The 24,232-nt window shown below is 66.8% G+C and carries 23 protein-coding genes and 1 pseudogene; 11 read left to right on the top strand and 13 right to left on the bottom strand.

Annotation, left to right across the window (positions count from 1 at the left end; translation table 11 throughout):
- The first annotated feature begins 177 nt into the window (after positions 1 to 177).
- A complete protein-coding gene (locus N5C25_RS05280) occupies positions 178 to 1,476 on the top strand; it encodes a replication-associated recombination protein A (RefSeq protein ID WP_251102037.1) in 1,299 nt (432 codons plus the stop codon).
- 22 nt (positions 1,477 to 1,498) lie between these two features.
- On the opposite strand, the gene N5C25_RS05275 is transcribed toward N5C25_RS05280, so the two are convergent.
- Positions 1,499 to 1,783 (bottom strand): hypothetical protein, encoded by a 285-nt coding sequence (locus N5C25_RS05275; protein WP_279936564.1) that lies wholly within the window; start codon positions 1,781 to 1,783, stop codon positions 1,499 to 1,501.
- 98 nt (positions 1,784 to 1,881) lie between these two features.
- Between N5C25_RS05275 and N5C25_RS05270 the strand changes: the two are divergent.
- A pseudogene (locus tag N5C25_RS05270) lies at positions 1,882 to 2,073 on the top strand (DUF805 domain-containing protein); the annotation flags it as partial.
- A 73-nt stretch (positions 2,074 to 2,146) separates the two neighbouring features.
- Here N5C25_RS05270 and N5C25_RS05265 read toward each other — a convergent pair.
- Positions 2,147 to 2,521, bottom strand: coding sequence for a hypothetical protein (locus N5C25_RS05265; RefSeq protein WP_180877454.1), 375 nt, complete (start codon positions 2,519 to 2,521; stop codon positions 2,147 to 2,149).
- Between the two features lie 321 nt (positions 2,522 to 2,842).
- On the opposite strand from N5C25_RS05265, the gene N5C25_RS05260 reads away from it, so the two are divergent.
- From N5C25_RS05260 to N5C25_RS05220, 9 genes are all read left to right on the top strand, one after another.
- Positions 2,843 to 3,871 (top strand): alpha/beta hydrolase-fold protein, encoded by a 1,029-nt coding sequence (locus tag N5C25_RS05260; protein ID WP_251102035.1) that lies wholly within the window; start codon positions 2,843 to 2,845, stop codon positions 3,869 to 3,871.
- A 122-nt stretch (positions 3,872 to 3,993) separates the two neighbouring features.
- Positions 3,994 to 5,370, top strand: a complete 1,377-nt coding sequence (locus N5C25_RS05255) for an ATP-binding protein (protein ID WP_279936563.1) — start codon at positions 3,994 to 3,996, stop codon at positions 5,368 to 5,370.
- A gap of 51 nt (positions 5,371 to 5,421) precedes the next feature.
- Positions 5,422 to 6,471 (top strand): ABC transporter substrate-binding protein, encoded by a 1,050-nt coding sequence (locus tag N5C25_RS05250; RefSeq protein ID WP_099473133.1) that lies wholly within the window; start codon positions 5,422 to 5,424, stop codon positions 6,469 to 6,471.
- The gene (locus N5C25_RS05245) at positions 6,468 to 7,511 is read left to right on the top strand and encodes an iron ABC transporter permease (RefSeq protein WP_279936562.1); all 1,044 of its coding nucleotides are present in this window, start codon (positions 6,468 to 6,470) and stop codon (positions 7,509 to 7,511) included. The genes N5C25_RS05250 and N5C25_RS05245 overlap by 4 nt, the downstream gene beginning before the upstream one ends.
- Entirely contained in the window at positions 7,508 to 8,269 is a 762-nt protein-coding gene (locus tag N5C25_RS05240; protein ID WP_279936561.1) for a heme ABC transporter ATP-binding protein, read from the top strand. Before N5C25_RS05245 ends, N5C25_RS05240 begins: the two co-directional genes overlap by 4 nt.
- 63 nt (positions 8,270 to 8,332) lie before the next feature.
- A complete protein-coding gene (locus N5C25_RS05235; RefSeq protein ID WP_279936560.1) occupies positions 8,333 to 9,082 on the top strand; it encodes a hypothetical protein in 750 nt (249 codons plus the stop codon).
- Positions 9,083 to 9,524: 442 nt separating this feature from the next.
- On the top strand, positions 9,525 to 11,558 hold the full coding sequence (fusA, locus tag N5C25_RS05230; RefSeq protein WP_279936559.1) for an elongation factor G: 2,034 nt from the start codon (positions 9,525 to 9,527) through the stop codon (positions 11,556 to 11,558).
- Between the two features lie 250 nt (positions 11,559 to 11,808).
- On the top strand, positions 11,809 to 12,081 hold the full coding sequence (locus tag N5C25_RS05225; protein WP_005409616.1) for a hypothetical protein: 273 nt from the start codon (positions 11,809 to 11,811) through the stop codon (positions 12,079 to 12,081).
- A gap of 110 nt (positions 12,082 to 12,191) precedes the next feature.
- A complete protein-coding gene (locus N5C25_RS05220) occupies positions 12,192 to 12,947 on the top strand; it encodes a SapC family protein (RefSeq protein ID WP_019659662.1) in 756 nt (251 codons plus the stop codon).
- On the opposite strand, the gene N5C25_RS05215 is transcribed toward N5C25_RS05220, so the two are convergent.
- The 11 genes from N5C25_RS05215 to N5C25_RS05165 all read right to left on the bottom strand — a co-directional run bounded on the left by N5C25_RS05215 (position 12,948) and on the right by N5C25_RS05165 (position 24,157).
- Complete coding sequence (locus N5C25_RS05215) at positions 12,948 to 15,272, bottom strand: ATP-binding protein (RefSeq protein ID WP_279936558.1); 2,325 nt, start codon at positions 15,270 to 15,272, stop codon at positions 12,948 to 12,950. It lies immediately after the preceding gene.
- Positions 15,269 to 15,937 carry a response regulator transcription factor gene (locus tag N5C25_RS05210; protein ID WP_227844946.1) on the bottom strand — a complete coding sequence of 223 codons (669 nt, stop codon included), beginning with the start codon at positions 15,935 to 15,937 and terminating at the stop codon, positions 15,269 to 15,271. Before N5C25_RS05210 ends, N5C25_RS05215 begins: the two co-directional genes overlap by 4 nt.
- Positions 15,938 to 16,117: 180 nt before the next feature.
- On the bottom strand, positions 16,118 to 16,651 hold the full coding sequence (locus tag N5C25_RS05205) for a lipocalin family protein (RefSeq protein ID WP_279936557.1): 534 nt from the start codon (positions 16,649 to 16,651) through the stop codon (positions 16,118 to 16,120).
- A gap of 8 nt (positions 16,652 to 16,659) precedes the next feature.
- Complete coding sequence (locus N5C25_RS05200; RefSeq protein WP_279936556.1) at positions 16,660 to 17,733, bottom strand: class I SAM-dependent methyltransferase; 1,074 nt, start codon at positions 17,731 to 17,733, stop codon at positions 16,660 to 16,662.
- The gene (locus tag N5C25_RS05195) at positions 17,730 to 18,515 is read right to left on the bottom strand and encodes a DUF1295 domain-containing protein (RefSeq protein ID WP_279936555.1); all 786 of its coding nucleotides are present in this window, start codon (positions 18,513 to 18,515) and stop codon (positions 17,730 to 17,732) included. Before N5C25_RS05195 ends, N5C25_RS05200 begins: the two co-directional genes overlap by 4 nt.
- Positions 18,512 to 19,057, bottom strand: a complete 546-nt coding sequence (locus tag N5C25_RS05190) for a DUF2878 domain-containing protein (protein ID WP_262213642.1) — start codon at positions 19,055 to 19,057, stop codon at positions 18,512 to 18,514. Before N5C25_RS05190 ends, N5C25_RS05195 begins: the two co-directional genes overlap by 4 nt.
- 1 nt (position 19,058) lies before the next feature.
- On the bottom strand, positions 19,059 to 20,318 hold the full coding sequence (locus N5C25_RS05185; protein ID WP_279936554.1) for a cyclopropane-fatty-acyl-phospholipid synthase: 1,260 nt from the start codon (positions 20,316 to 20,318) through the stop codon (positions 19,059 to 19,061).
- A complete protein-coding gene (locus N5C25_RS05180) occupies positions 20,315 to 21,082 on the bottom strand; it encodes a DUF1365 domain-containing protein (protein WP_058981676.1) in 768 nt (255 codons plus the stop codon). Before N5C25_RS05180 ends, N5C25_RS05185 begins: the two co-directional genes overlap by 4 nt.
- The gene (locus tag N5C25_RS05175; RefSeq protein WP_251102025.1) at positions 21,079 to 22,356 is read right to left on the bottom strand and encodes an FAD-dependent oxidoreductase; all 1,278 of its coding nucleotides are present in this window, start codon (positions 22,354 to 22,356) and stop codon (positions 21,079 to 21,081) included. Before N5C25_RS05175 ends, N5C25_RS05180 begins: the two co-directional genes overlap by 4 nt.
- 1 nt (position 22,357) lies before the next feature.
- The gene (locus N5C25_RS05170; protein WP_279936553.1) at positions 22,358 to 23,308 is read right to left on the bottom strand and encodes an acyl-CoA desaturase; all 951 of its coding nucleotides are present in this window, start codon (positions 23,306 to 23,308) and stop codon (positions 22,358 to 22,360) included.
- Between the two features lie 81 nt (positions 23,309 to 23,389).
- Complete coding sequence (locus N5C25_RS05165) at positions 23,390 to 24,157, bottom strand: hypothetical protein (RefSeq protein WP_058981671.1); 768 nt, start codon at positions 24,155 to 24,157, stop codon at positions 23,390 to 23,392.
- Between the last annotated feature and the right edge of the window lie 75 nt (positions 24,158 to 24,232).

The following is a 24,232-nucleotide window of genomic DNA, read 5'->3' as shown; positions in this document are numbered from 1 at the left end:
CCTTGATTGACATGCTGTTGATCTGCCGGCCAGCGGTCGGCACTACCAGACATCGCGTCCCGCCCGCCGGACACGGCTCGGCGCTACCGTTGGGTGGCGCGGTACAATGACCGGGTGCCAAGACATCGCTCCACTTCATTCCCCGGACCCGATCTGCTGAGCGTCGATCGGGAACACATGCGCCCGCTGGCCGAGCGCATGCGCCCCCGCACCCTGGACGAAATGGTCGGGCAGAAGCGCCTGCTGGCGCCGGACAGTGCGCTGCGCCGCGCGGTCGAATCCGGTCGCGTGCATTCGATGATCCTGTGGGGGCCGCCGGGCTGCGGCAAGACCACGCTGGCGCTGCTGCTGGCCGAGTACGCCGATGCGGAATTCCGCGCCATCTCTGCCGTGCTGTCCGGCCTGCCGGAGGTGCGCCAGGTGCTGGCCGAGGCCGCGCAACGCTTCGCCGAAGGCCGCCGCACCGTGCTGTTCGTGGATGAGGTACATCGCTTCAACAAGGCGCAGCAGGACGCGTTCCTGCCGCATATCGAGCGCGGCACCATCCTGTTCGTCGGTGCCACCACCGAGAATCCATCGTTCGAGCTGAATTCGGCGCTGCTGTCGCGTTGCCGCGTGCATGTGCTGGAAGGCGTTTCGCCGACCGACATCGTCGAGGCGCTGGAGCGTGCGCTGGGTGATCGTGAGCGCGGCCTGGGTGAAGAGCACATCGAGGTCGCTCCCGAGCTGCTGCTGGAAATTGCGACCGCCGCCGACGGTGATGTGCGTCGTGCGCTGACGCTGCTGGAAATCGCCGCCGAACTGGCGGGCGGGGAGGGGGGGCGCATCACGCCACAGACCCTGACCCAGGTGCTGGCCGATCGTACCCGCCGCTTCGACAAGGGCGGCGAGCAGTTCTACGACCAGATTTCGGCGCTGCACAAGTCCGTGCGCAGCTCCAACCCCGATGCTGCGCTGTACTGGCTGACCCGCATGCTGGACGGCGGTTGCGATCCGTCCTATCTCGCGCGCCGGCTGACCCGCATGGCGATCGAGGACATCGGCCTGGCCGATCCGCGCGCGCAGAGCATGGCGCTGGAAGCCTGGGACATCTACGAGCGGCTCGGCAGCCCGGAAGGCGAGCTCGCGTTCGCCCAGTTGGTGCTGTACCTGGCCAGCACCGCCAAGTCGAACGCGGGCTACGCCGCGTTCAACCAGGCCAAGGCCGACGTGCGCCAGAGTGGTACCGAAGAGGTGCCGCTGCACCTGCGCAATGCGCCGACCAAGCTGATGAAGGAGCTGGGCTACGGCGCCGAGTACCAGTACGACCACGACGCCGAAGGGGGCATCGCGCTGGACCAGACGGGTTTCCCGGATGCGATGGGTGAGCGCGTGTATTACAACCCGGTGCCGCGCGGGCTGGAAATCAAGTTGAAGGAAAAGCTGGATCGGCTGCGCGCCGAGCGTGAGGCGGCGCGGGCCGCGAAGGGTCGCTGAGCCCGTGCATGTGGCGGATACGTCAATCTGCGCCGATTAGGATCAGGTTGGTGTCTGTTGGATGAAGCCAGAGAAAGACTTCCTGCTTGCCTTTGTGAAAGCCGGACGAGCAGGCCGCCTGCCAACCTTGGCCACAATTGACCTCGGGAAATCCGTAGACGGTAGGGTGAGAATACTCGCGTGGCGTCGCGACCCATCCAGCCTTTAACAGGAAACGGCGCAGCGTTTTGTAGTCCATTTCCCATTTCGCATCCATTGCTTTGAGCGCGGCAGGCATCGGAGACGGGTTTGCCTTGAGGCTGCCCATTATGTAGCCGGGCTCTATGTGTCCGGGTTCTGCTGAGGGCGGTGTGGACGTCAGGAGTAACGCGATAAAGATGCTCTTCATTTGCCTAGCGTAGTGATGTTGCTGAGCTGGTCAAATGGCGTTGACATGACTGCAACCAGTCGGGCTGGCTGTTCCTGCTGACGCTGACGCTGACGCTGACGCTGACGCTGGCGCTGGTGCCGGGGGGCGGGATCGTGATCATGATCTTCTCGCTGCTGCCGGGCACGCCGCAGGAGAACGTTTATGGTCCGGTGCCTGCGGGGCCGTGATGATGCATGAGTCGAGCATGGCTCGACGCTACAGAGGCAAAGAAATGAAGCCGGCATTTTGCCGGCTTCATCTTTACTTGATGGTGCAATCGCCGAAGGACAGGTAATCGGTGCCCGAGCTGAACTGCAGCGTGCAGCTGGCGGTGAAGGTCGCGCCTTCTTCCAGCGCGCCCAGCTTGGCCGCCTGCTGCTCATCGTCGCTGGTCAGCCGGGCCAGGACATTGCCCTGGTCATCGCCGGCCTCGATCAGCGGTTCGCCCGCCAGGTTGCTGGAAACGCTCAGTGCCACGGCAGTGAATGTCACCGTCTGGTTGAGTTCGTCCATGCCCAGTGAAGAATTGCCGGCTTCTTCAAAGGCCTGGTAGAGCGTTGGCAGGTCCTGTGCGGCATGGGCGGCCAGCGGTGCAAGCAGGCCGAGGGAAAGGGCGATCAGGGCGGTGCGCTTCAAGATGTTCTCGCAGTCACGGGATCCATTCCCGTGGGTGGTGGTGAACAGATCCACGCCATGCGTGGATGGGTTTGGCAAGGGACAGGGCGCGGCCGATGGCTCGATTGCCCATCCATCCGCAGCCCTGCGAGGGAAGGGCGCTCCTGCGCCCCGCTGCCCGGCAAAATAGTGGATTCGGTGTTTCCGGCGCAACCGGGAAAATGAACGCATCGCGCGCGTGAGACACAGTGTGACATTTGATCGATGTGATAATCATTCGCGTTTAAGGTAGACTGCGGTCCCCTGTGAACCGGCGGCCATCGGCCGCTCGTGCCGCCGCTGATGAAGCATTTCGTCCCGCCTTTGCGCCGTGGTCCACTGGCCCGCGGCATGGCCGCCTTGATGATGGGTCTGCTCCTGGCCACCCCGTACGCCCATGCGCAGCAGCGCAATCCGCTGCAGAAGATCGGCCACACCGTGCTCGACGAGCCGGCGGCCAGCTATCGCTTCGAGCATTTCGTGTTGGACAGCCCGGACCAGCAGCGCCGTTGGCGGGTGAACCTGGCGATCCCGGTCAAGGCCAGCAAGGTGCCCTCTCCGGTGCTGTACGCGCTGGACGGCAACGCCGTCGCCATGGTCCTAGATCAGCCGTTGCTGGCCGAGCTGGCCGCGCGCAAGGCGCCGCCGGTGCTGGTGCTGATCGGCTACGACAACGACCTGCGCATCGATTCCAGGGCGCGCACCCGCGACTACACCGCGTGGATCGACCGTGCCGATGACGAGAGCGGTACGACCCAGGCAGCTGGCGGTGGTGCTGCGGTTTTCCTGGATGTGATCGAACGCCGCATCAAGCCGGAAGTCGAGCGACGCGCACACATCGATACGCAGCAGCAAGCACTGTGGGGGCACTCGTTGGGCGGGCTGTTCGTGCTCAATGCGCTCTACACCCGCCCCGCCGCCTTCCAGTCCTATCTGGCGGCCAGTCCCTCGCTGTGGTGGAGCCAGGGCGCGGCGCTGGGTGATCCGGAACAGCAGTTCGTGCAGAACGTGCATGGCCAGCCGGCAAAGCTGTGGCTGATGCTGGGCGGTGCCGAGCGTGTTGGTGATCGTGGCAAGCGCGACCTGAGCAATCCACGGGTGGTCGCGCACCTGCGCCGCATTGGCGGTGCCACGCCGGATGCGGCGATGCAGTTGTCCGAGCGGCTGGCCAAGGTGGAGGGCCTGAGCGTGCAGTACCGCGAGTTCCCGGGGCTGGGACACGGCCCGATGCTGCCGGCCTCGTTCCATGCCGCGCTGCATGAACTGTACGGCGTGACCGACCGCAGCGCCGGCGATGGCGCGCCCAGGGGCGGGGACAACGCCGCCGAATGAATGCCTTCGCACGCGATGCCGTGCGACCCCACTACCCAGGCGAGGCTGCCGGCGTGCAGCGGCCCAGGCAACCGATGACTCCCGCGCCGCGTGGCGCGGCCTACGTGTGCAAGGAGCCTTCCATGTCGTTCCGTCCGTCTTTCCGTCTCACCTCTCTCGCCGCCGGCCTCTTGCTGGCGGTGACCGCCACCGCGCAGCCGGTGTTCGACCAGCCGGCCAACGCCACCTTCAAGGGTGAAGTCGTCTCACGCGGTGAGAACGTGGTTCCCGGCAGCACTGCCGACGTGGTCGGCCGTGGGTTCGTGCCGTGCCAGAAGGTCAGCCTGCTGCGCGGTGACAGCGTGCTCAACGCGCAGCCGCTGGTGGTCGACGCGGATGGCAACTTCAAGGCCCAGTTGAGCATTCCGGCCGACGCGGTGCCGGGCACCCATCCGGTGGTGGTGCGCGCCAGCCAACCGGCTGCGGCCACCGTCCTGAAGCTGCGCGTCTCGCCGCAGCTGCCACTGTCCGGCCAGGCGCAGTTCGCCACCCAGTCCAACAAGCTGGTGCCGGGCCTGTACCAGTCCGCCTACAGCGCCGCCAGCAACGCGGTGTTCGTGACCTCGGCGGTGGGTCGCCCGCCGGTGACCCAGTCGCAGCTGCTGAAGCTGGACCCGACGTCGCTGAAGGTGACCAAGGCGATCACCCCGGCGCAGGTGCCGGGCAGCACCAATGGTGCGGTGTACGCGGTCTACGGCGTGGGCGTGGATGACACCCACGGCAATGTCTGGGTCACCAACACCCGCCAGAACTCGATCGCCGTCTATCGCCAGAAGGACCTGTCGCTGGTCCACCAGTTCCCCGTCGACACCGTGCCGCACGCGCGCGACGTGGTGGTCGACGGCACGCGCGGCAAGGTGTTCGCTTCTGCCACCGGCGAGGACCACCTGTCGGTGTTCGATGCGAAGACCTTCAAGGAACTGCCGCAGGTGACGCTGGAATCCGGCGTGGACGACGGCACGTTCACCCCGATGAGCCTGGTGCTGGACGAGAAGGGCGGCAAGCTGTTCACCGTCAGCATCGGCACCCCGGAAGCGGCGGTGATCGATGTGGCCAGCGGCAAGGTCGAGAAGGTCATCGATCTGGGCAATTCGATCAGTGCCTCGGGCGTGGCCTACGACGCGGCGCGCAACCGCCTGTACGTGGCCTCGCAGGGCACCGACAACCTGCTGATCGTCGACGTGGCCGCCGGCAAGGTGCTGCACGATGTGCCGGTCGGCGCCGGCGCGCTGAACGTCGCCTTCGATGATGCCTCTGGCCTGGCCTACGTCAGCAACCGTGGCGCTGGCACGGTCACCGTGGTGAACGGTGACGGCAAGGTGGTCGCCAATCTTGATGGCGGCACGCTGCCGAACCACGTCCGCGCCGATGGCAAGGGCAACGTGTTCGCGGTGAACAAGTCGCGCGGCGGCGAAGACCCGAAGGGTGACCGCATCACCCGCATCACCCCGAAGCAGTAAGTCACACGGTGGGGCGGCGTGCGCGTCGCCCTGCCAGCAAGGAGATTGTGCATGAACATCGCGTCCCGTCTGCGCCTGTGTGCGCTTCCGTTGGCTGTTTCGCTGGCGCTGGCTGCCTGTGGTGGCTCGTCGGCTCCCTCTGATGCCAATACGCCTGCCGAGTCGCCCGCAGCAACGGCGGCCGCTGCGGAAACCGCGCTGCCGGCAGGCTGGCAGCGCGTGGCAGGAGCCGAAATGCCGGCCGTGCACGGCCAGAAGGCGGTGCTGCCGGCCAAGGTGCATTCCGATGATGGCGCCGATATCGAAGTGGCCGATACCAGCCGGATCATCGCCGGTGGCGACGACGTCATCGCGGTGATCGAAGCACTGGGGCTGGGCAAGCAGGTATTTGCCGCGCCGACCAACACCACCACCCAGGCCGGCCTGGCCGCGCCGCACCAGTTCCTGTTCAACCGGACCACTGGCGTGGAGGGCGTGCTGAGCCTGCAGGGCTCGCTGTTCCTCGGCAACAGCCTGCGCCGCCATACCGAGCTGGCCAGGAAACTGCGCGAAGTGGGCGAGCCGGCGGTGGTCATCGATGACCTGCAGCCAGCGCCGGACAAGGTGCGCAAGGTCGCCGCGGCACTAGGGCTGGCCGAGGCAGGGCAAGCACTGGCCACGCAGGTGCAGCGTCAGCTCGACGAGGCTGCAGCGATTGGCAAGGGCCTGGGCCATGCGCCACGACTGATCCACGTCTCGGCCACCGGCGCTGGCGGCTCACCGACTGTTGCCGGTGCCGACAGCGCCTCGGCGCAGCTGATCGCGCTGGCTGGCGGCGTCAACATCGGCACCGAGGCGGGAGTGAAGAACTACTCGCAGCTGAGCAATGAAGGCGTGGTCGCCGCAGCGCCCGAGGTGATCCTGGTGACCGAGCATGACCTGCAGCTGTTCGGTGGTGCCGAGGGCCTGTGGAAGGCGTACCCGACGCTGAAGCAGACCCCGGCCGGGCAGGCCAATCGGGTCTGGGTGATGCCGGACGTGCAGCTGAAGTACACCAGTGTCGGTTCCGGTGCTGGCGCGCTGGCGCTGGCCAAGGCCCTGGCGGCGTTGCCGAAGGCATGAGTCCGGCGGATCGGCGCCGCCGTCGCGGGCGGACGATGTTGCTGGTGGCGTTGCTGGCACTGCTGGGTGCGGTGCTGGCCTCGTTCGCTGTGGGCCCGCTGCGGCTGCCACCGCTGGAGGTGATGCAGGCGTTGGCGGTGAAGCTGGGTCTGCTCGATCCGCAGGCGGTCAGTAGCCGCGACCTCGCCGTGGTCTGGCAGCTGCGCATTCCGCGTGCCTTGCTAGGCGCGATGGTGGGTGCATCGCTGGCGATGGCCGGTGCCAGCCTGCAGGGCCTGTTCGGCAATCCGCTGGCCGACCCCGGCATCGTCGGTGTCAGCCAGGGTGCTGCGCTGGGTGCGGTGGCTGCCATTGTTCTCGGCGCTGCGGGCGCAGCGGGCTGGCTGGTGCCGGTGGCGGCGTTCGCTGGCGGTGCGTTGGCGATCGGCCTGACCTACGCGCTGGCGCGGCCCGGCAAAGGCAGTGGCAACGCCACGCTGCTGCTGGTCGGCATCGCGATGGCCGCGTTCTGCTCCGCGCTGATCGGTTTCCTCACGTACATCGCCAGCGAAAGCGAACTGCAGTCGCTGGTGTTCTGGCAGATGGGCTCGCTGGCGCGTGCCAACTGGGCCGATGTGGCGGCGGTGGTGCCCCTGTTTGCGATCGGCGCGTTCGCGTTGCAGCGGTTGGCCACGCCGCTGGACATGCTGGCGCTGGGCGAACGCCAGGCGCAGCATCTGGGGCTGGACGTGACCCGCACGCGGCGTCGTCTGGTGGCGTTCAGTGCGCTGCTGGTGGGCGCGGCGGTGGCGTTTGCCGGTTCGATCAGTTTCGTTGGCCTGGTAGTGCCGCACGTGGCACGCCTGCTGGTCGGCCCGGGTCATCGCTGGTTGCTGCCGTTGTCCGGGCTGCTCGGTGCGCTGCTGATCGTGGTGGCCGACACCGCGGCCCGCACGCTCGATCCGCCCGCGGAGATTCCGCTGGGCTTGTTCTCGGCCGCGCTGGGCGCGCCGTTCTTCCTCTGGCTGGTGCTGCAGCAGCGCCGCAAGGCGGCCCCATGAGCGTGCTGTTGAAGCTGCACGAGGTGGTGGTGCGTCGCCAGCAGCGCGAGATCCTGCATGGCATCTCGCTGGCGTTCGAGCCGGGTACGGTGACCGCGCTGGTTGGCCCGAACGGCGCGGGCAAGTCCACGTTGCTGGCGGTAGCGGCCGGCGACCTGCGCGCCGATGCGGGCGAGGTGCGCCTGTTGGGCAAACCGCTGGCCAGCTACAAGGCCGGGCCGCTGGCGCGCGAGCGCGCGGTGATGCCGCAGGAGCACGGCGTTCGTTTCGCCTTCAGCGTAGAGGAGGTGGTGGCGATGGGCCGGTTGCCACACCCGCCGGACCCGGTCACGGACGATGCCCGGGTGGAAGCGGCCATCGATGCCGCCGAACTGCAGGCGCTGCGCCTGCGCGAGGTGCAGCAGCTCTCCGGTGGCGAGTCCGCCCGGACCACGTTCGCGCGTGTGCTGGCGCAGGATACGCCGCTGCTGCTGCTCGATGAGCCGACCGCCGCGCTGGACCTGCGTCACCAGGAGCGCACATTGCGTAGCGTGCGTGCCTGCGCCGAGGCCGGTGCGTGCGTGATCGTGGTGCTGCACGATCTGAACCTGGCGGCTGGCTACGCCGATCGCGTCGTGCTGCTGGAACAGGGCAGGGTGGCGGCCGATGGTACGCCGCTGCAGGTGCTCACCGAAGACAACCTGCAGCGTGTCTACCAGCAGGATGTGGTGGTGCTGGAGCATCCGCGTCGTGGGGTGCCGCTGGTTGTGGTGACCTGAACGAAGGCCGCCGGGTTGCTCCGGGTATCATGGTTGCTTCGTTTTCTTCAATGGGCTGATGCCATGTTCCGTACCGCCACGCGCAGTGTGCTGCTTGCCACGATGATTGGTTCCGTTTGCGCAGCCCATGCAGCTTCGACCTCCCAGGTTTCGCTGACCGACGCGGCCGAGAACGCCTCGCTGATAGAAACCCGGCATTCCAGTGGCGAGGGCGCCGCTGTGACGTCGATGAAGACGCAGTACTTCGCCAACGAGGAAATGTCGGTGAGTTGGGACGACCAGCAGGTGCTGGTGCTGTGCAGGGAGACGGCGTATCTGAAGATTCCTGCGGCCAAGCTCAAGGCCGGAGCGTTGACCACCGAGCAGCGGCAGATGATCGTCTATCAGGCATTGATGTCCGGCCTGGCGGCTGTCGCGGGCGTTGTCGGGCCGGCAGGGGAGAGGGTGGCTGTGGCGGATGATGGCATCGAGACCCGCAGCGTTGGCGAAAATAGCTGGGCGTATGGTGTTGAGCGATACGAAGTGATCACCCAGCGGCTGCCGGACGGTGCACTTCGGGTCCGGACCCGCAAGACGGAAACCGTGAATGCCACGCCGCCGGCGGGTCCGGACGACATGTTCAGCACCGAGGACGACCAGGCGGCGCGCTTGTCCGAACTGGCGCCGGTGGGCAGCTGGACCGAAGTGGTGGTCCACGGTGGCGCACGGCAGCCGCATGTGGATCCGGCGATGTCGTTGAAGGGGTGGATTTCGATGGGGGATGACCAGGCAGCGACCGTGGCGGATGCCCGCACGCTGCATGGGTGCAAGTAAGGCGTCAGGCACTCATCACAGCCACCCGCGGGGTGGTTCTACTGTGGTGTGCATCGTTCCATTTATGCGTTCAATATTCACTTGCGCGCCAGATTGGCAGGTCTAGAATGCGCCCCATGAATCGGATGCCGCTCCTGAAGTTTTTCACCCTGACCCGCGCCAGCGCGGAACGGGCGTGTCTGCCTGGAGCCCCACGAGACCGTTGAAACGGCCATCGCTGGACCTTCGACAGAGCGCCCTCCGGGGCGCTCTTTTCGTTTTTGTTTTTTGTGAGTCGACTAACAGTCGACGCTACCCAGTCGACTCTACGTACTCGACGCTACCCAGTACTGCAAAGGAGAACGTGCCATGCACCAGATCGCCGAGACCGAACGCTAGCCGCGCACCCTGTCGCCAACCGGGGTGCGCGGCCCCCGAAGTTGGCTTTGCAGGAACCTTTCTCATGAACACCCAAGTCCTTTCCCGTCGTCGCAACCTTGGCATCATTGCCCACATCGACGCCGGCAAAACCACGTTGACCGAACGCTTGCTGTGGAAAAGCGGCGAGATCCATCGCGTCGGCGAAGTGCACGACGGCAATGCGACCACCGATTTCTCGGCAATCGAGCGCGAACGGGGCATCACCATCGGCGCGGCCGCCGTGCAGGCGCAGTGGGCACCGCGTGACCTGCCGCCGCATCGGCTGACCCTGATCGACACTCCTGGCCACATCGACTTCGCCATCGAAGTCGAACGTTCGCTGCGCGTGCTCGACGGCGCCGTGGCCGTGTTCTCGGCCGTGGATGGCGTGCAGCCGCAGTCCGAGACGGTGTGGCGCCAGGCGCGCCGTCATCGCGTGCCGCTGATCGCCTTCATCAACAAGATGGACCGCGTCGGCGCGTCGTTCGAGCGCGTACTGGAGCAGCTTCAGGACAAGCTTCAGGCGCGGCCGTGGGCGCTGGGCGTGCCGTTGGGCAGCGAGAGCGACTTCAACGGCTGGGTCGACCTGGTCGATGAGCGCGTGCTGCAGTGGCGCGACGGTGCGACGACCATCAGACCGTGGGACGACGCGGCACGTGTCCAGTGGCGAGCCCAGCGCGATGCTCTGGTCGAAGCCGTGGCCGATCATGACGAAGAACTGGCCGATGCCTGGCTGGAAGGTCGGGTGATCGATGCCGGGGCGCTGCGCGCGGCGATCCGCCGGGCGACGCTGGCGGGTGCGGGCGTGCCCGTGCTGGCCGGTGCTGCGTTCAAGGACAAGGGCATCGAGACGCTGCTGGATGCCGTGGTCGATTACCTGCCGTCGCCGCTGGATCGCCCTGCCGTCAGCGCCGAAAGCGATGAGGGCGAGGTGGTCTTGCCGCCGGATCCTGATGGCCCGCTGGCGGGGCTGCTGTTCAAGATTACCCACCAGCAGCACGGTGCACTCAGCTTCGTGCGGCTGTACTCGGGCACCTTGAAGGTGGGCGACGCGGTGGCCAGTTCGCAGCATCCGCAGGGACGGCGGGTCAGCCGGCTGGTGCGGGTGCAGGCCGACCAGACCCACGACATTGAACAGGCCGTGGCCGGTGACATCGTCGCGGTGCTGGGCTGGAAGGATGCGGTCAGCGGTGAAACGCTGAGCGGCCGTGCGCTGCCGTTGCGCCTGGAGAACATACAGGCGCAGGCGCCGGTGCTGGCCTGGCGGTTGGAACCGGCGCGTGCGGCCGACCTGATCCGGATGGCGCAGGGACTGGCGAGCCTGGCCCAGGAAGATCCGTCGTTCCGCGTTGAAACCGATCGCGATACGGCGGAGACCCTGGTCTGGGGTATGGGCGAACTGCACCTGGAAGTGATGGTCGAGCGCCTGCGCAGCGAGTGGAACGTCGACGTGGGCGTAGGTGCACCGCGCGTGGCCTACCAGGAGACGCCGATGCGCGCGATGACGGGTGTCGTTGGGCGGCTGGTCAAGCAGACCGGTGGCCAGGGCCAGTTCGCGCACGTGGTGCTGGACGTGGCGCCGCGTGAGGACGACCAGGTGGTGTTCAAGGACCGCATCGTCGGTGGCGTGGTGCCGCGCAGCTTCATCGCGGCGGTGGAAAAGGGCGTGCGTGCCGCACTGTCGGAAGGGCCGCAGGGTCATCCGGTGGTCGGCATCGAGGTCAGTCTTGTCGATGGCCAGACCCATGCCAAGGACTCATCGGAGATGGCGTTCCACCGTGCGGGCGCCGAGGCGATCAAGGCGGCGCTGGCCGAGGGTGGCACGCAGCTGCTGGAGCCGGTGATGGCGGTGACGGTGCATTCGCCTTCGGCGTCGGTCGGTGATGTAGTCGGCGACCTCAACCGGCGCCACGGCCGCATCGCCCGCATCGACGACCAGGACGGTCGTGCCGAGGTCAGTGGCTTCGCGCCACTGGCGCAGCTGGTGGGGTACACCACCGCGCTGCGGTCGCTCAGCCAGGGACGGGCCAGCAGCGAAGCGCACCTGCACGGCTATGAACCGGTACGCGCTGCATGAGGAAGACGAGGGGAGCCCGTTCGCGGGCTCCCACTTTTTTGTTCGGGTTTCCGCATCCACGCATGGCGTGGATCTAGCGGGTGACCGGGTCGCGAGCTCTGCAGTAGATCCACGCCATGCGTGGATGGATCCGCACCGACACGGCAACATTGGCGCTGCATCGCAACAAAAGTGCAGAAAAAGCTGGATTAAAGTGATGCCTCACGATAAATTGCGCCCCCCGTTGCTCGCCGCCGCCCGCACCCCTCTCATGCGTGATGACAAAGACCCCGGAACCCTGGAGCTGACCCTGCCGCGCAAGCGCGGCCGTCCGCCCAAGTTCGGGTACGCGATGAGCGATGCGCAACGGGCGGCGCGCTATCGTGCGCGCAGGGCGGGGCAGGCCAACCATGCCGACGTGCGTTCCTGCAGCGACATGGTGCTGCTGGACAAGATCCGTGCCGCGGTGAGCGCGCGCGACACCGAGCTGGCCGGGTTCCTGGTGCACGTGCTCTGGCAGCGCTACCCCTTGCAGCTGAAATAGGCCGTCGGTGGGGTGGCCGTTGTCATCGAGCTTGTTGATAATGCGGGATTCAGGTTGTTCCCGCTGGCGCGCCCGGGATGGCAGGCGCGCATGATTGAACGGTTCCCAAGATGACCACCACCAGCGACACCACCACCGAAGCGGCGCCGAGCGGCGCTCCCCTGTTCTATACCCGTCCGGTGCCGCTGCAGGCCGATGTGCACGCCGATCTGCGCATCCTGCCGGGCAGGCTCGAGTTTGCGGCCGGCAACAACGCCATTCCGCTGGTGCTGGGCGAGTTCTCGCTGGCCCTGCACCACTTCCCGATTCTGTTTGCTGGCCCGACCGCCGTGCCGATGGCGGCCGTCGGTGTGTCCGACCAGAACCTGTTCATCAAGGACGGCCTGTGGGAAGACGAGGCCTACATTCCGGCCTACCTGCGTCGCCACCCCTTCATTTTCATCGACACCGGTGCGGACAACGACTTCCTGCTGGGCATCGACGAAGAGAGCTCGCGCGTGGTCAAGGGGGGTGACGAAGGCCAGCCGCTGTTCGTGGACGGCAAGGCCACCGACATGGTGCAGCAGGCGCTGGAGTTCTGCGGCCAGTACACCCGCGAGCACGAACAGACCCAGGCCTTCTCCAAGGCCCTGATCGACAACGGCCTGCTGGTCGAGCGCAACGCCACCGTGCGCACTCCGGATGGCCGCGAGTTCAATCTCAACGGCTTCCTGGTCGTGGACGTCGAGAAGTTCGTCGCGCTGCCGGAAGCAACCGTGGTCGAGTGGCACCGCAGTGGCTGGCTGGCACTGATCCACCAGCACCTGATGTCGCTGGGACGATTCAACGACCTGACCCGTCGCCAGGTCGAGCGCCTGGCGGCCTGATCAGCTTGAAGGCACGGCTTCCGCCTTGCGGGAGCCGTGCCACTGCTGCAATCCCTGCAGCAGTCGCCATGCCTCGCCCCAGTCGGGCGTGGCCTGCTGCCCCAACTCCCACAGGGCGGCCGCGGTGCCGGCCTGGTCGATTGCCCGGCACATCTGCAACGTGCCCTGCAGGCGGTGCGCATGATGGCGCAATGTCGCGGCATCGGCGTCCTGCAGGGACTGTTCGATCCCGGCCAGCTCATGGGCGATATCCGCAGCGAAATCCGGGTCGGCGCCCGGCGCGCTACAAGGCGCGGCAGCGTGCGCCGAAGGCGGAAGGCCCAGCGCCTGCAGCAAGTCTGCCACCTGCAGCGGCTTGACCAGGACGGCGTCGAATCCGGCCCGGCGACAGCGCGCCACGTGCCGGCGCCCCATGCGGGCGGACAGGGCAATCACTCGCAGGGGCGCCTTTGCCCGCGCGCGCAGCTGCTGTGCCAAGCCGTAGCCGTCCCGTCCGTGGAGCCCGATATCCAGCACCACCGTGCCGCGCGGTCGCAGCGTCTGTTCGGCCAACGCGGTTTCCGCATCGGCAACCGCGCACACATCGGCACCCAGCCGACGCAGTTGCTCTGCCACGACGCGCCGGCTGAGTGCATGGTCCTCGACCAGGAGCAGCTCTGTGCCCGTCAACGGCGCCTGCTGCGGGCGCTCGATGGGGGGCGGATCGCGAGGGACAGCGCGGGCCGGCAGTCGCAGGGTGAAGCGACTGCCGCGCCCATGTACGCTGTACGCGGCCAGGTTGCCGCCCATGGCAATGGCCAGCTCGCGCGCAATCGTCAGGCCCAGGCCAGTGCCGCCGCGCTTCTGGCCATCCTCTCCCTGCTGGAACGGGCGGAACAGTAGCGGCAGTTGCGCGGGGGCGATACCGATGCCGCTGTCGATCACATCCAGCAACAGCTCCCTGGCAGACGGGATGGGTGACAGCTGCAGGCGCACTTCGATGCCACCGGCATCAGTGAACTTCAACGCGTTGCCCAGCAGGTTGTCGACAATCTGGCGCAGCCCGTCAGCATCGAGTGCGACCGTCGGCGCGGGGTCGGGCGTGCAATCAAGCTTGAGGGACAATCCCCTGCGCAGTGCCTCCGGCCGGATCGCGTCCAGTGCATGGGCACAGAGCTGGCCGACGTCGCAAGGTACGACGTGGGGCCTGAAGCTGCCGCTGGCCAGACGCGAGAACGCGAGCGAGCGGTCGAGCAGCCTGCGCAGCGCGTGGCCGGCGGCACGCGCGGCCGCTAGCAGGTCGCGCTCTCTCCTGGACAGGCGCGACTGGCTCAGCAGGTCGATCGAAGCCAGTATCGTCTGCGCGGAATTGCGCACTTCGTGGCTGATCATTCCTGCCGCGCGCCCAAGGCGTTGTTCCGTGCGACCGATTCGCCAACGTAGTGCCTGCCAGAACACGGTCAGGCCGATGAGTATTGCGGCCACATACAGCAGCCAGGGCAGGTGCAGGGCGCGCACCCGGTCAAGCGCGTTCTCGATGGAGGCGGGCAGCATCTGCTGCGCCCACAATGCCAGCAGGCCCGCGTGCTCTTCGAGCGTGATGTCGTGCAGTGCCTGGTCGATGCGCGTCAGCAGCTGCTGGTCCTCGCGGCGCACGAGCAGGTGCAGATCGGTGGAGAAGTCGCTCTCGAACGGTAGAAGCTGCAGTTTGCCCGCGAAGTGCCGCCGGATCATCGCGTGCAGTGTAGCTTCCAGGCCGATCGCAGCATCGGCGATGCCGTTGTCCACGGCGGCCAGGGCTGCATGCCGATCGGGCAAGTGCAGCAGGCGGACCTGCGGATGGTGGGTTGCCAGCCAGCTGGCATAAGGGCCTCCGCGAATCACGGCCAGCACCTGCGCCTTCACGCTGCCGACGTCACGTGGCGCGTGCTCGCCTTTACGCACGGCCAGGACCGTCTTGCCGCCATCGAAGGCGCCGGATGCCATCAGGCCGGGGCAGGGCCGTGGGCGATGCGCCGGGCCGCCCATCACCAGCACCAGATCGGCCTCGTGCCGGCAGACGGCAGTGACCGCTGCCCTCGTGCTGGTGTAGGCGATGTCACGGAAGCGCAGTCCGGAATGGTCAGCCACGAGCTGCGCATAGCCGTGGGCGAGGGTCGGGAGCGGGATCGAGTCCGCCAGTGGTGCAGGCAGCGGGCGCAATGATGGCGCGGTGGCGACCCGCACTTCGCGACCCGCCGGCCACGCCTGCAGATGTGCATCCTCGGCCGAGGCTGCTGGCAGCAGGATCAGGACCATCAACGAGGTCACAAAGGTATGCAACCGGAGGCGAACACGGCGCCTCATCGGAGGTTCCGCTGCTCTCGCAGCGCATAGATCTCCACGTCATTGCGCAGCCCGAGCTTGCGCAGGGCGGCCACCTTCTGGGTGCTGACCGTCTTGACGCTGCGGTGGCGGCGCAATGCGATCTCCGATACGGTCAGGCCGGACAGGAGCAGGTCCAGCACTTCGCGTTCATTGCGACTGAGTTCGTCGCGGCAGGCCGGGACCAGGCAATCGGCCGGCAGGCGGCACAATCCCTGCGACACACGCACGATGGCCTCGGACAGCATCTCCAGCGGCTCGGATTTGCTGACAATGCCGCTGATGCCGGCCGCCAGAAGGTGGTCCACGCGGGTTGTTGGCGTCAGCGTGGCGAAGGCCAGCAGGGGCACATGAGGAAAGCGCTCCCGCAGCAGGGGAACCAGCTCATCACTGCTGCGGTCGCCAGGCGCCAGGGTGAGATCGATGATGGCGACATCCACTGCCAGCTTGCGCAGGCAGCCGATGAACGCATCGCTGTGGGTGTGGCTGGCGACAATGTTGAAGCGGACGTCGCGGCACAGGTGCAAGGCGGTGCCGCGGCGGACGACTTCGTGATCGTCTAGCAGTGCGAGCCGCAGACGGCGCGGTGCAGGGTATCCATTCATGCGCTGGGAGGTGATCGGCGCCCGGGAGGGCGTGGCGACCATTCTGGCGCTGCTGCCGCGCCGGGCACCGAATTTGCTGGATTTTTGCGATTATTCCTAAGAGTCAATGTGCGCGAACCATCAATCCAGGGGTGTTAATTGATGTAATGGATCGCCACGCCCGAATCCAGGCCCTTCAGAAGTTGGCGGGCGATGCCGCCCAGCGCAAAGGGTCGTGGCGTGTCATCGGACCGACTGCGGCACGCGTCTGAGCTTGCGGGTGTCATAACCCATGGCCGCAATCCGTGCGACCGCCTGCTCATAGTCATGCTCGGACACCTGTGGTGTGCGGGCCATGTACCAGACGTAGTCGCGCTTGCTGCGCGCCACGATGGTCTGGCGGTAGCTCTCGTCGAGCCAGGCAATCACGTACTCGGCCTGGATTGGCCAGATGAACTGCATGCCCCAGATCGCGCCATTGCCTTCCTTCTCCACACGACCGATGGGATGCATCGACTTCTGCGGCGCATCGAAGCTGCCCTTGCGGTAGGTGAAGGTGGTCTGGATGCGCCCGTCGGGACGAAGTGCGTAACTCTCCACCGCGTCGAAGGCCTCCCGTTCGGGGCGCGACGGGATATGCGCGATCACATACCAATCGCCCATGAAGCGCGGCACATCCACGGATGGCGGGCGCGGCAGCGGGCGGGTGTCGCTGGAACTGCAGCCGGAACCGAACAGGCCGACCGCGATCAGGGGAAGCAGCGAGAACATGCTCATGTTGCACCTCAGCGGGGTCGGAACAGATAGTGGGCCACCAGCCACTGCTGGCCGTCGTCATAGCCAAACAACTCGGCACAGGCCATCCAGAACATCCGCCAGCGCTGCCACCAGACCTTCGCTGCAGCCTGGCCATAGGTTGCGATCAACACCGGAATCACCTGCTGGCGGGCCGCATCCTGGTTGGCCAGCCAGTGGTCGGCGGTGCGCTGGTAGTGGGTGCCGTCCAGCAGCCAGCGCTGGTCGAGCCGCAGGTCGCGCTGGAAATGCAGCAGGGTGTCAGCTGCCGGCATCAGCCCGCCGGTGAAGAAGTGCCGCCCCATCCAGTTGTCGCCGCCGTCTGTCTCGAACGGATACATCAATGTGCGATGGGCGAAGATGTGCACGAACAGCGCGCCGTCCGGCTTCAACCACCGAGCGATGCCCGCCAGCAGGCGCTCGTAGTTGCGCACGTGTTCGAACATCTCCACCGACACGCAGCGGTCGAAGCGTGCCGCAGGCAGCTCAAGCTGGTTGACATCGCGGGTGATCACCTCGACGTTGTGCAGCCCCCTGGCTTCACACTGCGCCATGATGTGCTGGCGTTGGCTGTGCGAATTGGAAACGGCGGTGATGATGGCCTGCGGGTAGCGTTCTGCCATCCACAGGGTCAGTGAGCCCCAGCCGCATCCCAGTTCGAGAATCTGCTGGCCATCGACCAGGCCTGCGCGCTGGCCGTACAGTTCCAGCATCGCGTCCTCGGCCTGGTCCAGCGTTTCGCGCCCGGTGGGGTAGTAGCAGCTGCTGTACTTCAGTCGCTTGCCCAGGCAGGCCTGGAAAAAGGCAGCTGGCACTTCATAGTGCTGTCGGTTGGCTGCGTCGGTGTGCAATGCGAGTGGGCTGTCGGCCAGCTCGGCGATGCGCCGGCTGAAGCGCGCCGACTGGCCTTCGATGCCACCCTCGCTTTCCTCATGCAGGCGTTGTGCGCACAAGCGGCGGATGCCCGCACGCACCGCCGCATCGGGGACCAGCCCGCGTTCAGCCCAGGCGATCAGCCCGGTTTCCGCGTCTTCGGCAGGATTCAGTGACGGGATCGCGCTCATGCGGAATGCTCCTTGGAAGAACGGGGGAACCAGGGAAAGAACATCGGTGTGTTGCGCTGGTAGGCGCGGTAGTCGTCACCACGGCTGCGCAGCGCCTGTTTCTCGGTGAATGGAATGCCGCTGAGGTAGCGCAGGAACACGTACATCAGCAATGGGCCGGCCCACGCCAGCCACCACAGTGGCGAACCGACCGCGAGCAGCACATAAGTGAACCAGTGCAGCCACTCGAAGAAATAGTTGGGGTGGCGGGAATAGCGCCAGAGCCCTTCGCGGCAGGTGCGGCCCTTGTTTGCCGGGTCGGCGCGGAACCGGGCCAGCTGCCGGTCGGCCAGTGCTTCGCCGCCGACGCTCAGCAGCCACACCAGCGCGGCGGCCACGGGCCACCACGTCATGCGACTGCTCGGGTTGGCAGCCACTGCGACAAAGGGCAGGGCAAACAGCAGCACCAGCAATGCCTGCGCCATGAAGAAGCCAAAGATCTTGCCCTGGTGGCCCTGCCAGTGTTCGCGCAGATAGCGGTAGCGCCCGTCTTCCGGTTCGCTACGGACCCGGTGCCAGAGGTGCAGGGCCAAACGGCTGCCCCAGAGGCCGCCGAGCACGCCCAGCGCGATCCGCGGCACCGTCGCGCCGTCGCCGAGCAGCGCCAGCAACAGGGCCGATGCACCGACGCCCTTGGCCCAGAGCACATCGACCACGCCGATGTTCTGGTGGCGGCGCTGCCAGGCCCAGCCCCAACTCATCATCAGCAAGGTGTACAGCAGGACCCACAGGAGATGGCTCATGAAGGAACTCCAGCCAGGGGCGGCGAGCTGGCTCGTGAGCCGCGACGGGCGCAGTGGCACAGCAGTGAAAGCGCGATGCACCAGCCCGCACCCAGTACCAGCAGGCCCTGCCATGCCGGCGTAGCAAACCGCACTGCATCAAAGCCACGTGCCGCGGACAGATAGGCCAGCGGTGCCAGCAGCAGGCCGAACAGCGCCGGCAGGGCACGGTGGCGCAGCAGGAAGCGCATCGAGGTCGTCAGCGTCATCGCGAACGCGGCCCACAGCGCCATGATCCACGGCGGAGGCGCCCAGGCGAGCGGGGCGGCGGCGTAACGAACGGTGCCGGTCGCAGCGGCGCTGGCATCGACCAGCCAGGCGCAGGCCAGCGCCAGCGCCATCAACCGAAGGTCCAGCCGTGGTTGCGGCGACGTCAGCAGCTGGCTGCCGATGTAGAGAGAGGCTGCCAGCAACGCCGGCCACTGCCAGCCGCGCCCGGCGCCGGCCACGGCGCACAGCCAGACCAGCTGGTTGCCAAGCAGATTGGCCCAGAACCGGCGCATCTCAACTGCCTTGGCCCGATGAGGCGCCCGGGCGATGCCCCGGGCGTGCCATCAGCAGATGGGAGACCCCGATCGAGCGCTCCAGGAAGCCGCCCTCGCAATAGGCCAGGTAGAACTCCCACAGGCGGCAGAAGCGCGTATCGAAGCCCTGCGCCTGCACGTCGGGCAACCGGACGAGGAAGCGCTGGCGCCAGGCGCGCAGGGTCAGCGCGTAGGAGTGGCCGAAGTCCTGCTGGGCGATCAGCTGCAGGTCGCTGGACCGCGTTTTGGCGACCATGATCGCGTTGATCGACGGAATGAAGCTGCCGGGGAACACATAGCGCTTGATGTAGTCGACGCTGCGCCGGGCCTGCTCGTAGCGATGGTCCTCGATGGTGATGGCCTGCAGCAGGGCAACGCCATCAGGCTTCAACAGGCGCTGCAACGTCGCCATGTAGGTGTCCAGGTATTCGGCGCCGATGGCCTCGATCATCTCGATCGACACCAGCTTGTCGAACTGGCCCTGCAGGTCGCGGTAGTCCTGCATCAGCAGCGTGACCTGGCCTTGCAGGCCTGCGGCGCGCACGCGCTCTGCCGCCAGCGCATGCTGTTCTGCGGAGATGGTGGTGGTGGTGACGTGGCAGCCGTAGTGCTGCGCGGCGTGCAGCGCAAAACCACCCCAGCCGGTGCCGATCTCCACCACGCGGTCGCCCGGTTTGAGCTTCAGCTGCTGGCAGATGCGGTCCAGCTTGCGCCGGGAGGCGGATTCCAGCGACTCGTCTTCTTTGTCGAACAGGGCTGAGGAATACATCAGGTCCGGCGACAGGAACAGGGCAAAGAAGTCGTTGCCCAGGTCATAGTGCGCGGCTATGTTGCGGCTGCTGCCCTCGCGGCTGTTGCGGCGCAGGCGGTTCCAGCCCCGCAACAGCCAGCCGCCCAGGCGGGCCGGGCCACGCTCCATGCCGTCGAGCAGGTCGCGATTGCGTACCAGCAGCCGAATCAGCGCCACCAGGTCATCGCAGTGCCATTCGCCCTGTATGTAGCTTTCACCTGCACCCACACTGCCCTGCGCTGCAACCTTGCGGTAGAACGCCGGGTCATCGATGGTGACGGTGACATGCAGTTCGCCATGCGCATCGCCCAGCCAGACTTCGCCGAGTGCATCACGCACGCACAGGCGGCCGTCGCGCATGGGGGCAAGCTGGGCCAGCAGGCGTCGGCGCAGGAATGCATCCAGGGCGCCGGGACGTGGCAAGGCGACCAGGGGAGTCATCGAATTCATCGTGGTTTCTCGGCAAGAGCAGGGTGGTCGTGCACGGGGTTGCGCTTCAGCCAAAGCCGCAGCGCGTGCCAGTGGATGGCGGCCACCACCTGCGTGGTCATCAGGGGGTAGCAGGCCAGTACCCGGGCCAGCCCAGGGCCGTCCAGCACCCTTCGCTGCATGGACTGGGTGGCGTCGAACTGCCGAACGCCGTCGCGCCAGACCTGCATGTGTACGCGAAGATCATCACCAGGTGCGTTGAACCGCCAGTCGTAGCGGCAGTCCATCGGCATGAAGGGTGAGACGTGGAAGGATTTGTCGAATGTCCAGCGCAGTGATGCCCCGTCGCCGGTGGCCGCAGCTACCGGCAGCACATAGGCGTGCCGCTCCTTCCACGGGGTATTGGTGATCTCGGCGACGATGCAGTCCAGGGTGCTGCCATCGGCCCGGTAGCAGTAGTAGAAGCTGACCGGATTGAATACGTGCCCGGCGAAGCGAAGATGGGTGAGCAGGCGCACCGGGCCGGTGGGCCGATAACCCAGGGTAGCCGTGGCATGGTCGCGCACCGCATCGGCCAGCGGTTGCGCAGGGTTGCCGAAGTAGTCACTGCGGCGGAACTCGGCCAGGTTGCGGCGATTGACCGACCACAGCCAGCGCCCGGCGAACACGGTCTCCAGCTCGTCCAGATCGAGCAGCAGCTGCGCGATCGGATAGCGGAACGCGTGGGGCTGCGGATGATGCCGTCGGTGCATCACCTGCCCGAAGTAGAGTGCGCTGGCACTCACGCTGCCACCTCGCCGGATGCGATGGTGTCGCGGTGCGGGGTGCACTCGCGCATCGCGTCCACCACGCGGCGGGCGCTGCGGATGCCGTCTTCGTGGAAACCCCAGCCCCAGTACGCGCCCGCGAACCAAGTGCGGCGGCGGCCCTGCAGCTCAGCCCAGCGCTGCTGCGCGCGTACCGCTGCGTGGTCGTGGACCGGATGGGCATAGTGCAGCCTGCGCAGCACCTTGGCCGGGTCGATCGCCTCGCTGCGGTTGAGGGTCACGACCAGCGGGGTGTCACCGGGCAGGCCCTGCAGGAGGTTCATGCAATAGCTGACCGTACAGGGCGCGCCTGGCTCCTTGGGAACGTGTGCATTCCATGCGGCCCATGCCTTGCGGTTGCGCGGCAGCAGCGATGCGTCGGTATGCAGTACTGCTTCGTTGGCCTGGTAGCGGATGGCGCCGAGCACGTCGCGTTCGACCGGATCGGCGTCACGCAGCAGGGCCAGCGCCTGGTCGCTGTGGCACGCCAGGATGACCTCGTCAAAGCCCTCCACGCCGGCCGCGCTGTGCACGCGCGCGCCCCACGGCATGCGCTCGACCGAATGGACCGGACATTCCAGCCGCTCGCGTACCCGCCAGCGGGCACGCAGGGCATCGACATAGCGTGCCGAGCCACCGCTGACTACCCGCCAAGGTGCGCGCCCGGTCATCTGCAGCATCTGGTGGTTGGCCATGAACTGGGCCAGGTAGCGGGCCGGGAACTGCATGACCGTGTCGGTCGGTGACGACCACAGCGCTGAAGCCATCGGCAGCAGGTGCTCGTCGATGAACGCAGCACCGTAGCGCTGGCTGTGCAGGTACTGGCCCAGTGTCGGGCCTTCGCCTTCGGCAAGCAGCAGCGGTGCATCCCGGTAGAACCGGCGCAGGTCGGCCAGCATTCCCCAGAAGCGTGGCGAAACCAGGTTGCGGCGCTGGCAGAACAGGCCATCCAGCGACGTGGCGTTGTACTCGACGCCACTGCGCTCGCTGTGCATTGAGAAGCTCATGGTGGTCGGCTGCGAGGCCACGCCCAGTTCTTCAAACAGTGCCGTCAGCAGCGGGTAGTGCAGGGGGTTGAAGACGATGAAACCGGTATCCACCGCCATGCGCGTGCCGGCCACCTGCACGTCATGGGTGTGGGTATGCCCGCCCAGGTAATCGTTGGCCTCGAACAGCGTCACTTCGTGTTCGCCGTCCAGCCACCAGGCGCTGGCCAGGCCAGCGATGCCGGAGCCGATGATCGCGATGCGCATGTCAGTACCTCGCCTTGGCCAGTACCCACTCGGGGATGGGCTTGAGCCCCCTCACCAGGCCGAAGGCCGCCATTGCGCGCAGCCCGTACCAGGTCAGGTCGATCTCCCACCAGCGGAACCCCTGGCGGACGGTGCCAGGAAAGAAATGGTGGTTGTTGTGCCAGCCTTCGCCGAAGGTAAGCAGCGCCAGCCAGAGGTTGTTGCGGCTGTCGTCACGGGTCTCGAAGCGCCGCCGGCCAAAACGGTGGGCCAGTGAGTTGATGGTGACGGTGGCGTGGAACAACACCACGGTGGAAATGAAGAAGCCCCACACCAGCAACTGCGGGCCAGAGGTGTGCAGTCCGGGCGCCCAGCGCTCCAGGCCGGCGCCGAGTGCGTACAGCGCAGCAGCCAGCAGTACCGGTACCGCCGTATCAAAGCGGTCCAGCCAGCGCAGCTCGGGGAACCGCGCCAGGTCAGGCACGCGCGATAGATCCGTGGCGAATGCCTCACGGGTCAGGAACCAGCCCATGTGGCTGCGCCAGAAGCCGCCTTCGCGCGGCGAGTGCGGGTCCAGCGGCTGGTCGGCATGCCGATGGTGATGGCGATGGTGGGCGGCCCACCACAGCGGCCCACGTTGCACGCTGGACGCGCCGATCACCGCGAACACGAACTGCACCGTTCGCGATGCCTGGAACGTCCGGTGCGAGAAGTAGCGGTGGTAAAAGGCGGTGATCGCAAACATGCGCACTGCGTAGAGGGCTGCGGCGACGATCACTGCGGTCCACGAGATACCTGCCCAGATCACCGCGATGCACGCCAGGTGCATCAACGCGAACGGTACGGCGCGCAGCCAGTCGGTGCGTCCGGGCTCGCCAGCGGCGTGGTCTGCAGCGCTGCCGGTGTCGACCCATCGCTTCAGGGTGCGCAGCAGGCGCCAAGGTCGGCGGGGGAGGGGCGCTACAGAGGCCATGGCGGATCTCGGCGGGTGTCGTGTCTTCCTCTACGCAGCAGTGCGCGCAATGGATGCGGCCGGCTGTGGGGAATTTCGGCTTCACTTGGGCATCACGCTGCAGCGCCCCACCAGGGGTTGCGTCCAGGCCTGTTGCCATTCGCTGGCGGACCGCTCGGCAACCGGCGAGCTGAAGCGCACCGTGACCTGTGGGTAGGTGCCGCGGGCATCGCGCAGGTTGCTGGTGCCGCGGAACTCCAGCAGGCGGCGGTCGGCGCTGGCATAGACCAGCGACAGGCGCGGTGCGATGCCGCCGTACCAGGTGTCCAGACTGACCTCGATGGCTTGGGCGTCGATGCCCTGCCACCGAACAGGTTCGGTGCGCCGCACCTGCACCGGGAAGAAGCGCTGCCGCCCCGGCACCAGGAAGGGCAGGCTGATGCGTTCACCCCGCAGCAGCGCTGGCCAATGCAGGCGCACCGCGGCGTCGAAGCCCGTGTCGATCACCGCATCCGGTGCCAGTTCAAGCCGACGCTGACGCAGCTCACTGGCGGCATCTTCTTTCCAGGCGATGGACACCGATTCGCCACTGGCGTCGACTTCAGCGGTTTGCCCGCTACGGCTGTCCTGCAGCGAATAACCCCGGGCCTGCGGGCGGGCGCTGGCCGGCAGATGCTTGCGGGCGAAGGGGCGGCCATCCGGGCACTGATAGAGCACCCAGCGTTCGGCACCCTCCGATGGGCCGCGCCGCCAGTGCACTTCACGATAGAGCAGGTCGCCCTGCGCCGAGGTGGCCACGCCTTCGTTGCGCAGCCAGGGCGCCGCCAGCGCGGCATGGGGCAGGCATAGCAGCAGCCAGGCAGTGCGCATGGTATTCGTCCGGTAGGGAGGCTCAGGTCATACGGTGGCCGTGGCTGCTTGGATGCGCAGTGCCTGCTGCATCCA

The sequence above is a fragment of the Stenotrophomonas sp. GD03958 genome (assembly GCF_029839005.1).
Classification (GTDB): Bacteria; Pseudomonadota; Gammaproteobacteria; order Xanthomonadales; family Xanthomonadaceae; genus Stenotrophomonas; species Stenotrophomonas hibiscicola.
This window is presented reverse-complemented; position numbering and strand designations above follow the sequence as displayed.

Coding starts and splice junctions, on each gene's coding strand:
- N5C25_RS05280 (WP_251102037.1), top strand. CDS start 178: ATGCGCCCGCTGGCCGAGCGCATGCGCCCCCGCACCCTGGACGAAATG.
- N5C25_RS05275 (WP_279936564.1), bottom strand. CDS start 1,783: ATGGGCAGCCTCAAGGCAAACCCGTCTCCGATGCCTGCCGCGCTCAAA.
- N5C25_RS05260 (WP_251102035.1), top strand. CDS start 2,843: ATGAAGCATTTCGTCCCGCCTTTGCGCCGTGGTCCACTGGCCCGCGGC.
- N5C25_RS05255 (WP_279936563.1), top strand. CDS start 3,994: ATGTCGTTCCGTCCGTCTTTCCGTCTCACCTCTCTCGCCGCCGGCCTC.
- N5C25_RS05250 (WP_099473133.1), top strand. CDS start 5,422: ATGAACATCGCGTCCCGTCTGCGCCTGTGTGCGCTTCCGTTGGCTGTT.
- N5C25_RS05245 (WP_279936562.1), top strand. CDS start 6,468: ATGAGTCCGGCGGATCGGCGCCGCCGTCGCGGGCGGACGATGTTGCTG.
- N5C25_RS05240 (WP_279936561.1), top strand. CDS start 7,508: ATGAGCGTGCTGTTGAAGCTGCACGAGGTGGTGGTGCGTCGCCAGCAG.
- N5C25_RS05235 (WP_279936560.1), top strand. CDS start 8,333: ATGTTCCGTACCGCCACGCGCAGTGTGCTGCTTGCCACGATGATTGGT.
- fusA (WP_279936559.1), top strand. CDS start 9,525: ATGAACACCCAAGTCCTTTCCCGTCGTCGCAACCTTGGCATCATTGCC.
- N5C25_RS05225 (WP_005409616.1), top strand. CDS start 11,809: ATGCGTGATGACAAAGACCCCGGAACCCTGGAGCTGACCCTGCCGCGC.
- N5C25_RS05220 (WP_019659662.1), top strand. CDS start 12,192: ATGACCACCACCAGCGACACCACCACCGAAGCGGCGCCGAGCGGCGCT.
- N5C25_RS05215 (WP_279936558.1), bottom strand. CDS start 15,272: ATGAGGCGCCGTGTTCGCCTCCGGTTGCATACCTTTGTGACCTCGTTG.
- N5C25_RS05210 (WP_227844946.1), bottom strand. CDS start 15,937: ATGGTCGCCACGCCCTCCCGGGCGCCGATCACCTCCCAGCGCATGAAT.
- N5C25_RS05205 (WP_279936557.1), bottom strand. CDS start 16,651: ATGAGCATGTTCTCGCTGCTTCCCCTGATCGCGGTCGGCCTGTTCGGT.
- N5C25_RS05200 (WP_279936556.1), bottom strand. CDS start 17,733: ATGAGCGCGATCCCGTCACTGAATCCTGCCGAAGACGCGGAAACCGGG.
- N5C25_RS05195 (WP_279936555.1), bottom strand. CDS start 18,515: ATGAGCCATCTCCTGTGGGTCCTGCTGTACACCTTGCTGATGATGAGT.
- N5C25_RS05190 (WP_262213642.1), bottom strand. CDS start 19,057: ATGCGCCGGTTCTGGGCCAATCTGCTTGGCAACCAGCTGGTCTGGCTG.
- N5C25_RS05185 (WP_279936554.1), bottom strand. CDS start 20,318: ATGAATTCGATGACTCCCCTGGTCGCCTTGCCACGTCCCGGCGCCCTG.
- N5C25_RS05175 (WP_251102025.1), bottom strand. CDS start 22,356: ATGCGCATCGCGATCATCGGCTCCGGCATCGCTGGCCTGGCCAGCGCC.
- N5C25_RS05170 (WP_279936553.1), bottom strand. CDS start 23,308: ATGGCCTCTGTAGCGCCCCTCCCCCGCCGACCTTGGCGCCTGCTGCGC.
- N5C25_RS05165 (WP_058981671.1), bottom strand. CDS start 24,157: ATGCGCACTGCCTGGCTGCTGCTATGCCTGCCCCATGCCGCGCTGGCG.